The sequence below is a fragment of the Streptomyces sp. NPDC001568 genome (assembly GCF_042893755.1).
Classification (GTDB): domain Bacteria; phylum Actinomycetota; class Actinomycetes; order Streptomycetales; family Streptomycetaceae; genus Streptomyces.
On record NZ_JBIAVF010000007.1, the window covers coordinates 319,032 to 331,742 of the forward strand.

Genomic DNA, 12,711 nt, shown 5'->3' on the forward strand with positions numbered 1-12,711 from the left:
TCAACCGCGGCTGACCCGGAGCTCCTTGATGCCGTTGAGCCAGGCCGCCCGCAGCCGGCGCGGGTCCTCGCCGGTCAGCCGCAGGTCGGGCAGGACGTCGGCGAGGGCGTTGAAGATCAGGTCGATCTCCATGATGGCCAGGGACTTGCCGAGGCAGAAGTGCGGGCCACCGCCGCCGAACCCGAGGTGCGGGTTCGGGTCGCGGGTGATGTCGAAGCGGCCGGGATCGGTGAACACCTCGGGGTCGTGGTTGGCGGAGGAGTAGAACATGCCCACCCGGTCGCCCGCCTTGATCTTCTGGCCGCCCAGTTCGGTGTCCTGGGAGGCGGTGCGCTGGAAGGACACGACGGGGGTGGCCCAGCGGACGATCTCCTCGGCCGCCGTGGCGGGCCGGGTCTCCTTGTACAGCTCCCACTGGTCGGGGTGGGTGAGGAAGGCGTGCATGCCGTGGCTGATGGCGTTGCGGGTGGTCTCGTTGCCCGCGACCGCCAGCAGCAGGACGAAGAAGCCGAACTCGTCGGAGCCGAGGTTGCCCTGCCCCTCGGCGGCGACCAGCTGCGTGACGATGTCCTTGGCGGGGCACTCCTTGCGCTCGGCGGCCAGGTTCATGGCGTAGCCGATGAGTTCCATCGCTGCGTTCGCGCCGACCTCTTCGGTGATCGCGTACTCGGGGTCGTCGTAGGCGATCATCTTGTTCGACCAGTCGAAGATCCGGGCCCGGTCCTCCTGCGGCACGCCGATCAGCTCGGCGATGGCCTGGAGGGGAAGTTCGCAGGCCACCTGCGTGACGAAGTCGAAGCTGCCGTCGGCGGACGCGGCCAGCGCCTCCTCGGCGATCTTCCGGGCCCGGTCGCGCAGGGCCTGTTCCAGGCCGCGGATGGCGCGCGGGGTGAAGCCGCGCTGCACGATCTGGCGCACGCGCGTGTGTTCCGGCGGATCCATGTTCAGCATGATCAGTCGCTGGGCATCAATGGCATCACGCGGGACGTGCTCGTTGAAGCGGATGATCGCCGTATTGGTGGTGGAGGAGAAGATTTCCGGGTGCGTGGAGACGTACTTGACGTCCGCGTGCCGGGTCACGACCCAGTAGCCCTCGTCGTCGAAGCCGGTGATGCCCCGCCGCTGCGGGCACCACCACACCGGGGCCGTCTGCCGCAGCTGGGCGAACTCCGGCAGCGGGACGCGGCTTTGGAGGAGGTCGGGGTCGGTGGCGTCGAAGCCTTCGGGCAGCGCGGGACAGGGCATCGGGGCGACTCCAAAGTCTGACGGAGCATCAGAAGCTGCAAGCTGGCTTGAACGTAGTAACGAGTTCTAGAAGAGGCAAGGGTCGGAGCGCCACCTGTTGCGTGTGGAATCCGTGTAAGCCGCGTGCAAGACCCTTGCGTGCCGGGGGTCCGGGTCATAAGACTGCGGGGGAGAACTAGAACGCGTACTAGTTCGGGCGGGGCGCCGGGACGGCCCGCCGCGCTGGCGCTGTGCAGGAGAGGACGAGCTCATGGCCGCGGAACCCGTCATCGTCGAAGCCGTACGCACCCCCATCGGGAAACGCGGGGGCGCGCTGGCCAACCTCCATCCCGCCTACCTCCTCGGCGAGACCTACCGCGAGCTGCTCGCCCGCACGACCATCCAGCCCGACTGCGTCGAGCAGGTCGTCGGCGGCACCGTCACCCACGCCGGCGAGCAGTCGATGAATCCGGCCCGCAACGCGTGGCTCGCCATGGGGCTCCCGTACGAGACCGCCGCGACCACGGTGGACTGTCAGTGCGGCAGCTCCCAACAGGCCAACCACATGGTCGCCAACATGATCGCCGGCGGGGTCATCGACGTCGGCATCGCCTGCGGCGTCGAGGCCATGAGCCGCGTCCCGCTGGGATCCGGCTCCAAGCACGGCCCGGGCAAGCCCTTCCCCGACGAGTGGAACGTCGACCTCCCCAACCAGTTCGAGGCCGCCGAACGCATCGCCCGCCACCGGGGCCTGACCCGCGAGGACGTCGACACCCTGGGGCTGCTCTCCCAACAACGGGCCGCCGCCGCCTGGGCCGAGGAACGCTTCAAGCGCGAGACCTTCGCCGTCCAGGTACCGACCACCGAGGCGGAACAGGCGGCCGGACAGGGCATGTGGCGCCTGGTCGACCGCGACGAGGGGCTCCGCGACACCAGCATGGAGGCCCTCGCCCGCCTCAAGCCGGTCATGCCGACGGCCGTGCACACCGCCGGGAACTCCTCGCAGATCTCCGACGGGGCCGCCGCCGTGATGTGGGCCTCCCGCAAGATGGCCCGGGCGCTCAAACTGCGCCCGCGGGCCCGGATCGTCGCCCAGGCACTGGTCGGATCCGACCCGCACTTCCACCTCGACGGGCCGATCGACGCCACACGGGCCGTACTGGGCAAGGCCGGCATGTCGCTCAAGGACATCGACCTCGTCGAGATCAACGAGGCCTTCGCCTCCGTGGTCCTCAGCTGGGCCCGGGTCTTCGACCAGGACCTGGAGAAGGTCAACGTCAACGGGGGCGGCATCGCGCTCGGCCACCCCGTCGGCGCGACCGGCGCCCGCCTGATCACCACCGCGCTGCACGAACTGGAGCGGCGCGACAAGGAGTTCGCGTTGATCACGATGTGCGCGGGCGGGGCGCTGGCCACGGGCACGATCATCCAGCGGCTCTGAGGCCGTCGGGTGGGGGCGGGGCCCCGAGGCCCCGCCCCCACCACCGGGTCACGGCAGCGGCCGGGTGCTCACCCGGTCCAGCAGGATGATGTTCGGGTTGCAGTCCGCCGCCCGGACCGCCACGGAACCGTCCGGCCTCCGGTCGACCAGCAGCAGGCTGAAGTCGGCGAGCGCCTGGAGCTGCGTCGGCTCGACCGCGTACTCGTACACCCGCTGCTCGCCGCGGGCGTGACTGGTGCTGGTGCCCTCGCTGGTCGTGTGCGAGGTCGAGTCGTTCGTCGTGTGCGTCGTGCTCGTCGACGTACCGGTCGTCTCGCTCCAACTGCCGCCGGAACTGCTCGAACCGCCCGACGAGAACGGGTTCGGCCCGCTGTCGTAGTTGCTGCTGCTGCCCCAGTTCGAGCCCCGGGACACCGACTCGCTGTGCGTGATGCCCTTGCTCACCGAGGACCCGACGGTCTTGGCGAGGGAGGTGCTGACCGTCGTACCGTCCGTGTCCGTCAGCGAATGCAGGACGAACGAGTACTGGCGACCCAGGAAGTCCGCCGCGATCCCCGCCTCCTGATGGTTCCCCAGCTTCATGAACCCGACGGTGCCACCGCCGATGACGTCCTTCGAGCTCTCGCGCAAGTGCGGGTGCAGGACCGTCAGCTGCGCGCCGCGCCGCTCGCAGACCCCGGCCAGCTGCTCCAGGTAGCGCCGCTGGATGCCCTGTTCGCCGAGCGCGACGACCACCGACGGCGCCGTCTCCGGGAAGGAGGCCAGGCGTCGGGTCACGCTCTGCACCGCCAGGTCGGCCAGCATCTCGGTACTGGCCGATCCCGTGACGAAGTCCAGCGCGATGCAGGTGAGGTAACCCGGACCGCGCCCGGCACGCTCCGCGCCGAGGCGTTCCAAGGGGTGCAGGAGGGACGCGAGCCGCAGCAGGCTGTCCCGCATCTGGTCCTTGTTCTTGTCGCCCACCAACTCGTCCGCGATGCGGTTGCGCTCCGCCCGCGTGAGGGCCTCGGTGTCGTCGATCTCGCCCATCAGCGCCCGCAGACCCGCACCGAGGCGAGCCGGAGTGACGTCGTCACCGAGCGCCCCGCAGAGCTGCTGGAGGATCCTGGTGTCGAGGGCCCGACCGGCCCTGTTGGGCTCGGAACCGTCGGCGTACACAGCCTCGACCAGGCTGTCGACCAGCTCCAGCGGCGTCAGACCGCTCACGATCCCGCTCTCGGCCATCCGGCTCGGCAGCAACTGCACGTCGACGGGCACGTCGGCGAGCTCGGCGAGCGAGGCCAACTCCTCGCAGATGAGGGCCTGCGTCAGGTCGAGGACGATCAGCGGCTGCTGCTGGAGCGTCGAGGCGCCGAAGACCGTGAGGAATCCCTCCCGGCTGCGCTGGCTGCCACCGAAGAGGTCCAGGCGCCGCGCGTTCGGACCCGCCGGGAGCGCGCCCCACGCGTCGTGGCCGCGCACCCACGCGTCCTGCGCCGCGGCGTGCTGCGTTCCGCGCTGCTGCCAGTCGTGCCAGGCGTACTGGAAGTGCTGCTCCAGTTCGGCGTGCTTGGCCTCCAGTTGCGCGGTGGACGTCGCCGCCGTCCGTCCGGAGTGGACGACCAGGACCAGGCACACCGCCACGGCCGCGACCGCCAGTACGGCCATGGCCGCGCCGGCCGCGGCGGTCAGCAGCAGGAACAGCAGCACGATCCCGCCGCCGGCCTTGGTGACGGAGCCCTTGCGCGCCTCGTGGGCCAGCCGGGCGGCGTGCGCCCGGTTCTGGTACGCCACGGGCACGGGATGGCGCTGCGGCTCCGGCTCGGGGAAGGGCGTCCGCAACGACTCGGGGTCGCGGTAGGTCCAGCCCAGCCGCTGCCCGGCGGCGAAGAGCCGCAGGAAGTGCTCGGGCAGGGACGCCCCGGGCTCGGCTCCGGGCGGCCCGGCAGGGGGCTTGGTACCGGTATCGGTCTGCGGGGACGTCATGCGACCGGACCTCCGGTGGGTGCGGGGGGCGCGGTGGGTCCGGCGGGGCCGGCCACGAACGGTTCCAGGGCACGGATGCGCTGGACCAGCGGCGGGTGCGTGGCCATCAGCCGGGCCGTCAGGCGCTGCCCGCGGTGATCGTCGTCGTGACCCTGGTCGTGCCATCCGGTCAACGTGGCCAGCAACAGGGGCCCGTAGCCGATCTCCGCGGCGAACCGGTCGGCCCGCAGCTCACCGAGCCGCCCCGCCCAGGCGAGGAGGAACGGGACCGCGAACAGGGCCAGCGCGGGCGGGAAGGCTGCGGCCAGCGCGATGGCCACGGCTCCGACGATCAGGGCGAAGAGCAGCGCACCGAGGCAGGCGATCTGCGCGGCGACCAGGAAGACGAACGTCACCACGAACTTCACGACGTACATCACGATCCGGGCCGGGAACGCGTACCAGACGCCGAGCAGCCCGGACCAGGCGTGACCGCCGACATGGTGTCCCAACTCGTGGGCGAGTACCGCGGCGAGCTGATCCGGCGGCAGGCCGTTCAGCGACTTGCGCGTCACGCTGACGATGTGGCCCGCGGCGGCGAAGGCGTTGACCTGGTCGCTGTCCTCGACCCACAGGTCGTAGCCCGAACCGTCCACCCCGGCCTGCCGGGTGACGCCCTCCCAGAGCGGCTGGAGCCTGGCCAGCTCGGCCGCCGTGGGTTCGCGGACCTTGAACAGGATCCGGGCCAGCGCACGTTCGGTCGGGCGGTGGAACATCAGCGCACCGGACGCGAGCCACGCGCCGATGAAGAGGAGGCCCAGACCCGGCGGCATCATCCGGGAGATGAGCCAGATGATCAGGAAGCTACCGCCGAACAGGGGCAGGTTGAGCAGGAGCGTGGTGATGGACGACGAGTCCGCGCCGCGCCGCGTGGGCGGCGGAGCGGTCGGGTCGTACGCGGGTGCGTGGGCGGGGGCCCCGCCGGCTATCGGCGGCAGCCCCGGCTGCGGGTGCGCGAGCGTGGGCGCCACGGGCGGGGGAGGCGTGCTCGGGGCGGGGTATTGACCCGGCACCTGCCCCGGCGCGGGCGCGGGCGCGGGCGCCGGAGGATGCTCGGTGCTCTGGAAGCCCGGGGTGGGCAGCGCCCCGAAGCCACCGGGTGCGGACGGCTGACCGTACGGCGCGTACGGCTGCTGAGGTTGCTGCGGCGGGGCGGCCGGCCGGCCCACGGCCTGCGCTGGGGGCGCGGCGGGGTAACCCGGCAGCTGCGCCGGGGGAGCCGGCGGCGGGCCCGCCGGGTGGGCGGGGTAGGAAGGCGGCTGCGACGGGCTCGGCGGTGCGGCCGGGTACGCCGCAGGCGCGGCGGGCCGGCCCGGAGCCTGCGCCGGAGGAGCCGGCGGGTACGGCTGACCCTGCTGCGGGTGGGGAGGCATCCCCTGAGGTGCGGGCTGGTGCTGCCCGTATGGGTGGGGCGGAGGCCCCTGAGGAGGGTTCGGCGTGTCGGATTCGCCGCCACCCGAAGGGTTTTGCGGCTGTCGAGGATCGACGGGTTGGTTCACGGAAGTCCGCCCTGTTGGTGCAAGGCGCGCAAATGGCGCTGATATCGAAACAGTTGGACAGATGCCGACCCGGCAGACGATCCACGGGACACCCCAGTGATTCGACTCGCCCCCGAATCCGCCGAAGCGGAGAGTCATTCATCGGCCTGTAGGCGAGACATGCTGCATCACCCGTGACGCGGCGTCCAGTTCACTTCCGCGTACTGGACGACCTTCGCGCAAAGGTGTGGGAAGCGCCCCTTGATCGACTCTAGGATGCTGTCGACGAGACCGATCGACTGGGGGGCGACTGTGTCGACGATGCCGCGCGACCACGACCTGGCCCGGGCCGGGGACGGCGAGGCATGGCACCGCCTGCTGAGCATGCCCACGTACGCCCTGGCCGAAGTGCCGCGCCGACGGCCCGACGCCTCCCACCCGTCCGGACCCGACGACGACCTGCGCGGACACCGCTACGCGGCCCTGGTCTCCGCCTTCCACGCCCGCGACCCGTACGACCCGGGCCGGGGCGGCGTCCTCCTCGGCTGGTCGCGGCCCTCCGCGGCCCACCCCCTCGACGTCTTCCTCGGCGGCGCCTCCCTCGCCGGCGGTGACGACGCCGCCGACCCCGGCACCGCCCTGCTGCGCCTGCCCGCCGGAGCCCGCGCACGACGGCAGCCCCCGGGCGCCATCGCCGGCACGCTGGCGCACTTCCCCCACTGGACCGCCGTCGCCGGAGTCGCCGACGGACTCCTCATCGACGACGAACCCCGGGACCAAGGGGCGCCCCGACTGAGCCCCACCCTGGAGGACTGCCTGCTCGGCGTGTGGCAGGACGCCTTCGCCTGGCTGGTGTTGGCCGACCCGGTCCTCCCGGGCGACCTGGAGGAACTGACCGGCGACACCGCGGACCGCCGGCGCCGCGCCCAGTCCAAGGCCGACGGCTCTCCCGAATACGGCCTGGAGGCGGCCCGGTTGGAGCGCCGACACAAGGAGCTGGCGAAGGCCGCGGCCACCGGGCTGTGGCGCATCCGCCTCCTGGCGGGCGGCCGGATGCCCGAGGACGCCCAACGGGTGGCCGCCCTCGTCTGCGCGTCCGCCGACCTCGAAGGGCTCCCGTACGCGCTCAAGCCGACCGGGCAGGTGGGCGACCTCCCCACCGTGTTGACGGCCGGCCCCGGCGGCCGCCACCTGCCGGAATCCGGCAGCACCCCGTTCCACGGGAGTTCGGAACTGCTGGCCGCCCTGGCCCGGCCCCCGGCCCACGAGGTGCCCGGCGTACGGTTCGCCCTGCGCCCCGACTTCGACGTCACCCCGGAACACGCCGCGGCGCGTCCCGCCCCGCCGGGAGCCGGCCCGATCCGGCTCGGCACGATCCTGGACCGCAACCGCGGCCCCGTCGGCGCCCTGGACCTGCCCCGCTCCACGCTCAACCGGCACACCTTCGTCTGCGGGGCGACCGGCGGCGGCAAGTCCCAGACCGTACGCGGCCTGCTCGAAGCGGCCACCCGGGAGGGCCTGCCCTGGCTGGTCGTCGAACCGGCCAAGGCGGAGTACCGGTTCATGTCGGCCCGGCTGGGTGACGAGCACGAGGTCATCGTCATCAAGCCCGGTGACCGCGACGCCCTCCCCGCGGGCCTGAACCCGCTGGAGCCGTCCGTCTTCGCGAACGGTGAACGCTTCCCCCTGCAAACGCACCTCGACATGGTCCGCGCCCTCTTCCTGGCCTCCTTCGACCCGCAGGAGCCCTTCCCCCAGGTACTGAGCGCCGCACTCACCCGCTGCTACGAGGACCTCGGCTGGGACCTCACCCTCGGCGAACCGCGGCACGCCGGGACCGAGCCGCGCTACCCGACGCTGGAGGACCTGGAACACACGGCCCTCAAGATCGTCGCGGAGATCGGCTACGGCAAGGAGATCACCGACAACGTCCAGGGCTTCATCAAGATCCGCCTCGCCAGCCTGCGCCTGGGCACCACGGGCCGGTTCCTGGAGGGCGGCCACCCCATCGACTTCGGCGAACTGCTCAGCCGCAACGTCGTCTTCGAGATCGAGGACGTCGGCGACGACAAGGACAAGGCGTTCCTGATGGGGACCATCCTCATCCGGCTCGTCGAGTACCTGCGGATGGAACAGCGCACGACCCGCCGGATCTCCTTCCCCCTGCGACACCTGACCGTCTTCGAGGAGGCGCACCGGCTGCTGCGGCGCTCGGAGGAGGGCGGGGCGAGCGCGCACGCCGTGGAGATGTTCGCGGGGCTGCTCGCCGAGATCCGCGCGTACGGGGAAGGCCTGGTGATCGCCGACCAGATCCCCGCCAAACTCGTGCCCGACGTCATCAAGAACACGGCGGCCAAGGTCGTCCACCGGCTCCCCGCCCAGGACGACCGCGAGGCCGTCGGCGCGACGATGAACATCACCGAGGCGCAGTCGGAGTACCTGGTCACCCTCAAGCCCGGTGAGGCCGCGGTGTTCACCGACGGCATGGACTACCCCCTGCTGGTCCGCATGGAGGACGGCACGGCGCGCGAGGACGCGGCGGCCATCCGACCGGCGTCCCCCGCCCCGATGGTGGCACCGCGCAGCGGCGCGTGCGGCGAGGGCTGCTCGACCGCCCCGTGCACGCTCCGACAGCTGCGCACCGCGGAGCGGCTGACCGACGAGGCCGAACTGCGCATCACGCTCTGGGCCGAAATGGCAGTCGCCGCACACCTGTTGGGTTGGGTGACGCCGCTGCCGGGCGAGGCGATGCGGCGTTCGCTGGACCCGTACCGGACCGGGGACCGGCGCTTGGTGGAGTGCGCCATCGGTCAGGCCGTCGACCGGGCCGTGCACAGCCGCGTCGGAGCCCCCGGCTCGCCGGGGGCCCTGGCCGGGCACGTCGCCGCGATGATGCGGGCCCAGCTCGACGGCCACGACCCGTGCCCGGTCGCCGAGCCGCGCTGGAAGGCCCGTAAGGGGACCAAGACCCGGCAGTACTACCACGGGCGCGGGGCGCCGTCCGTCCTGGAACGCGCGGTCGGCTGTGCGGACCCGTCGGAGGACTGGTCGAAGCGCTTCGCCGCGGTACTCACATGCTTCGAACGCAGGCCGCGCAAGCCGGCGATGCCCGAACCGTCCACGGGGGACACGATATGAGCGAGCTCGACACCGCGCCTTCGGACGCCCCACAGCCGGCCCCGCCGCCGGACCTCCCGGAGCCGGAGCCGGTCGGCGAACCCCAGGAGGCGCCGGAGGCACCGGAAGCGACGGCGGAAACCACCGACGCCTCCGACGCCCCGCCGACGAACGACGACGCCGAGCCGGAGGAGCCGGAGGACCCGGAGGACCCGGAGCACCCGGAGGGCTCCGAGGAACCGGAGAACTCGGAGAGTTCCGAGGGCTCCGAGAGGCGCGAGGAGGCGGAGGAGCCGGAAGAGCCGGAGGAGCCCGAGGAGCCCGAGGACCTGGACGACGCCGAGGGCGTGGAGGAACCCGAGGTCCCGGAGGAGCCGGAGGGCGCGCAGGAGTCGGACGAGGCGGAGGACCCGGACGAGGAGTCGGAAGCCGTCGGGGATGACGGGGACGCCGACGCCACGGAGGACTCCGAAACCGCCGACGACGGCGCGGGCGAGAACGAAGACGGCGAAGACGGCGACGACGAGGTCGACGGGGATGCCGCCGACGACTCGGCGGTGGAGGCCGCCGCCGACGCGGAACACCCCGAAGCCCCCGCGGATGTGGTGGAGTCGGAGCGGGAGCCGTCGACCGTCGATGCCGCTCACGGCGGCGATGACGCCGCCCGTGTCGACGACACCGCGGACGCCGTCGCACCGACCACCGAAGCCACCGCCACCGCAGATGACCGGGTGGCGGACGACTCCGCGGACGCGGACGCGGCTACGGGGAAGCCGGAAGCGGACGCGGGGACGCCGGAAGCGGACTCCGACGACCCGGTGGACCCCGACGGGGCAGCCGTCGTCGAGGGCGAGGCCACCGACGAGGTCGAACCCGGCACGGACGGCACGGACGGCACGGCCGGCGACGACGTCACGGACGCCGCCGCCACCGTGGACGCCAGGAAGCAGGAGGCGCAGGCCAACGGGCTGATCGACCAGGACGGACGCGTTCCGGTGGAACATCTCGACTCGGGCGACCGGATGCGTGGCCGGCCGGTGGACGACACCGGGTACGAGATCCGTGACGAGGACCTGAAGTTCCTGGGCCTGGACGAGAAGCAGGTGGAGGCCTGGCAGCGGTTCGAGGCGCCCCTGGGCATGTCGCCGGAACAGTTCAAGGAGTTCAAGTCCAGCTTGAACGAAGCCCTGGTGGCGGACGGGATCGATCCCGCCGGGGTGGACATCCGGCTCCAGGGTTCGTCGGCGCAGTTCTTCTCGGGCTCGCACAAGGACTTCCCCACGGAGCGGGACCTCGCCGACCAGCCCGAGGCGCAGAACAGGTTGACCGAGTGGATGGGTGACCGGCCGGAAGGCGAACGCCCCGCCCGGATACCCTTCGACGCCAAGCATCTGATCGGCGCGGAAGGCAATGATGGACAGGCCGAGCCGCCGAGCGACTACGACGTCCAGCTGTCCTCGGACAGCATGGTCGGGAAGGCCACGGAGGCGTGGGAGGCCGCCGACCCGGACGACCGGAAGGCCGACGTCATCCACCCGAAGTACAACTTCGTGGACAAGGAATCCATGGAGGCCGCGTTCCCGGCCATGGGCGCGTGGGCGGCTCGCTGGGAGGGCGCGACGGGCCGGGAGGTCGCGCCTGCCCTGTTCTCCGCGGACGGGCCCCCGGACCGGAGCGGCGTCGGCACTGGCATCTCCACGCATTTCCGCGAAACCGACTGGATCATCAACCGCCCGGGAGGCGACCCGTATGAATAAGCAGCTGAGCATCCGGCTGAAGGGAACCTTCGGGAAGGGGGAGCTCGCAGCCTTCCGGGACCAAGTGGGGCTGACCCCGCGCGGTCGTATCGACGACGACTGGGACGAGGAGTTCGGCAGGCGCGAACTGCGCCCGAAGGAGGCGGGGAAGGTGGAGCTCTCCCTGTGGCGCTACGCGGACGACGACTGGAAGCTGTCGCTGCGGTACGAGGGCGACCCGTTGCCCGCCGCGGAAGTGGAGGAGCTGCGGCGGACGGTGCTGGACGCGGCGGCCCGGGCGGGGCTCACCGCGACCGTCCGGAATCCCTCGTAACGACGGTTCGTGGAGGAGAAGGCGATGGCGAAAGCAGAGTTCTACGTGTCGGCCGACGTGGAGGCGGACGGGCCCGTGCCCGGGCCGTTCTCGATGTCGAGTTTCGGGCTGGCGGTCGCGGGGGTTCGGGACGCGGACGGGTTCCTGGCGGTCGATCCGGCCGAGCGGACCTTCTACGCCGAGCTGAAGCCCATCGCTGACGCCTTCGACCCGGAAGCCATGGCCGTCAGCGGCCTGGACCGGGACAAGCTGGTGCGGGAGGGTCGGGATCCGGCCGAAGCCATGAACGCCGCGGCCGCCTGGCTCGCGGCGGTGTCCGAGGAACTGTCCGCCACTCCCGTGTTCGTCGCCTACCCGCTGGGCTACGACTGGATGTGGATGTACTGGTACTTCGTGCGGTTCGCCGACGCCGGCTCACCGTTCGGGCACTCCCGCTGCATGGACCTCAAGACGCTGTACGCGGCGAAGGCCGATGTGCCGCTGCGCGACGCGACGAAGCGGTCGATGCCGAGTCACCTGCTGTCCACGCGCCCCCATACGCACAACGCGTTGGACGACGCGATCGAGCAGGGCGAGCTGTTCCAGAACCTCATGCGCTGGGAGGGCTGACGCGCCCGAGCGGATCACGGCCGCGGAGGGCGGCGAACCGGGTCCGGATACGCAAAAACGCCCAGCTGGAGTTCCAGCCGAGCGTGCATGCGTCTGTGCGTGTGGGGGTGTGACCGCCGGTGGGCTTAGTACCAGTGGTGGGTCTGCCAGAAGTTCCAGGCGCCGACGGGGCTGCCGTAGCGGGAGTTCATGTAGTCCAGGCCCCACTTGATCTGGGTGGCGGGGTTGGTCTTCCAGTCGCTGCCGGCGGAGGACATCTTCGAGGCCGGGAGGGCCTGGACGAGGCCGTAGGCGCCCGAGGAGGAGTTCGTCGCGGTGTGGTTCCAGCCGCTCTCACGCGAAACGATGTTGTTGAACGCCGCGAACTGCGCCGGGTCCTTGATCATCTGCTGGGCAACGGCCTTGGCGCTCATCGGGGCCGCCTGGGCGGGGACCGTGGCGAGCATGGAGCCGGCGACGCCGAGGGCGACGACGGTGCCCGCGAGGGCCTTCTTGGAGGCGGCGATGCAGCGGATGACGGTGTGGGACACGGATGCACCTTTCGAAGGGGACAGGACGGTCGCCCGCACGTCGAGGACGTGCGTCAGCCACTCGGGTGGTGCGGAGGGGCTCGTCCGCGGCGGGTGAAGCACCCGTGCCGCTCGGCGACTCATCCAGTTCTACAGATGCCCGAGCACCCTGGCAACGAGCCTGCCTACTAGCGGACCTCGCAGGTCGGGCCCGGCGACCCCCTCCCGGCGCCCACGGCATCGACGCAGGTGGAAGGCC

9 protein-coding genes are annotated in these 12,711 nt (G+C 71.7%); 5 read left to right on the top strand and 4 right to left on the bottom strand.

All coding sequences use genetic code 11. From position 1 onward, the window contains the following. Positions 1-1,245, bottom strand: coding sequence for a cytochrome P450 (locus ACFY0I_RS15765; protein ID WP_388895130.1), 1,245 nt, complete (start codon positions 1,243-1,245; stop codon positions 1-3). A 250-nt stretch (positions 1,246-1,495) separates the two neighbouring features. Here ACFY0I_RS15765 and ACFY0I_RS15770 point away from each other — a divergent pair, with 250 nt between their 5' ends. Continuing rightward, positions 1,496-2,665 carry a steroid 3-ketoacyl-CoA thiolase gene (locus ACFY0I_RS15770; protein ID WP_388895133.1) on the top strand — a complete coding sequence of 390 codons (1,170 nt, stop codon included), beginning with the start codon at positions 1,496-1,498 and terminating at the stop codon, positions 2,663-2,665. A gap of 48 nt (positions 2,666-2,713) precedes the next feature. Here the strand turns inward: ACFY0I_RS15770 and ACFY0I_RS15775 are convergent, their stop codons facing one another. Then, positions 2,714-4,630, bottom strand: a complete 1,917-nt coding sequence (locus tag ACFY0I_RS15775) for a hypothetical protein (RefSeq protein ID WP_388895136.1) — start codon at positions 4,628-4,630, stop codon at positions 2,714-2,716. Next, a complete protein-coding gene (locus tag ACFY0I_RS15780) occupies positions 4,627-5,640 on the bottom strand; it encodes a M48 family metalloprotease (protein WP_388895139.1) in 1,014 nt (337 codons plus the stop codon). The genes ACFY0I_RS15775 and ACFY0I_RS15780 overlap by 4 nt, the downstream gene beginning before the upstream one ends. An 828-nt stretch (positions 5,641-6,468) precedes the next feature. Here ACFY0I_RS15780 and ACFY0I_RS15785 point away from each other — a divergent pair. From ACFY0I_RS15785 to ACFY0I_RS15800, 4 genes are read left to right on the top strand one after another with little or no spacing between them, the layout of a single operon-like run. After that, positions 6,469-9,285 carry a helicase HerA domain-containing protein gene (locus ACFY0I_RS15785; RefSeq protein WP_388895143.1) on the top strand — a complete coding sequence of 939 codons (2,817 nt, stop codon included), beginning with the start codon at positions 6,469-6,471 and terminating at the stop codon, positions 9,283-9,285. Next, a complete protein-coding gene (locus tag ACFY0I_RS15790; protein WP_388895146.1) occupies positions 9,282-11,021 on the top strand; it encodes a hypothetical protein in 1,740 nt (579 codons plus the stop codon). The genes ACFY0I_RS15785 and ACFY0I_RS15790 overlap by 4 nt, the downstream gene beginning before the upstream one ends. Further along, positions 11,014-11,334 carry a hypothetical protein gene (locus tag ACFY0I_RS15795; RefSeq protein ID WP_388895149.1) on the top strand — a complete coding sequence of 107 codons (321 nt, stop codon included), beginning with the start codon at positions 11,014-11,016 and terminating at the stop codon, positions 11,332-11,334. Before ACFY0I_RS15790 ends, ACFY0I_RS15795 begins: the two co-directional genes overlap by 8 nt. A gap of 24 nt (positions 11,335-11,358) precedes the next feature. Continuing rightward, positions 11,359-11,943 carry an exonuclease gene (locus tag ACFY0I_RS15800; protein ID WP_388895153.1) on the top strand — a complete coding sequence of 195 codons (585 nt, stop codon included), beginning with the start codon at positions 11,359-11,361 and terminating at the stop codon, positions 11,941-11,943. A gap of 125 nt (positions 11,944-12,068) precedes the next feature. Here ACFY0I_RS15800 and ACFY0I_RS15805 read toward each other — a convergent pair whose 3' ends face one another. Next, on the bottom strand, positions 12,069-12,473 hold the full coding sequence (locus tag ACFY0I_RS15805) for a transglycosylase SLT domain-containing protein (protein WP_388895156.1): 405 nt from the start codon (positions 12,471-12,473) through the stop codon (positions 12,069-12,071). Between the last annotated feature and the right edge of the window lie 238 nt (positions 12,474-12,711).

Bases quoted from the DNA above. Each gene is read 5' to 3' on its own strand.
- ACFY0I_RS15765 (WP_388895130.1), bottom strand. From the start codon at position 1,245: ATGCCCTGTCCCGCGCTGCCCGAAGGCTTCGACGCCACCGACCCCGAC.
- ACFY0I_RS15770 (WP_388895133.1), top strand. From the start codon at position 1,496: ATGGCCGCGGAACCCGTCATCGTCGAAGCCGTACGCACCCCCATCGGG.
- ACFY0I_RS15775 (WP_388895136.1), bottom strand. From the start codon at position 4,630: ATGACGTCCCCGCAGACCGATACCGGTACCAAGCCCCCTGCCGGGCCG.
- ACFY0I_RS15785 (WP_388895143.1), top strand. From the start codon at position 6,469: ATGCCGCGCGACCACGACCTGGCCCGGGCCGGGGACGGCGAGGCATGG.
- ACFY0I_RS15790 (WP_388895146.1), top strand. From the start codon at position 9,282: ATGAGCGAGCTCGACACCGCGCCTTCGGACGCCCCACAGCCGGCCCCG.
- ACFY0I_RS15795 (WP_388895149.1), top strand. From the start codon at position 11,014: ATGAATAAGCAGCTGAGCATCCGGCTGAAGGGAACCTTCGGGAAGGGG.
- ACFY0I_RS15800 (WP_388895153.1), top strand. From the start codon at position 11,359: ATGGCGAAAGCAGAGTTCTACGTGTCGGCCGACGTGGAGGCGGACGGG.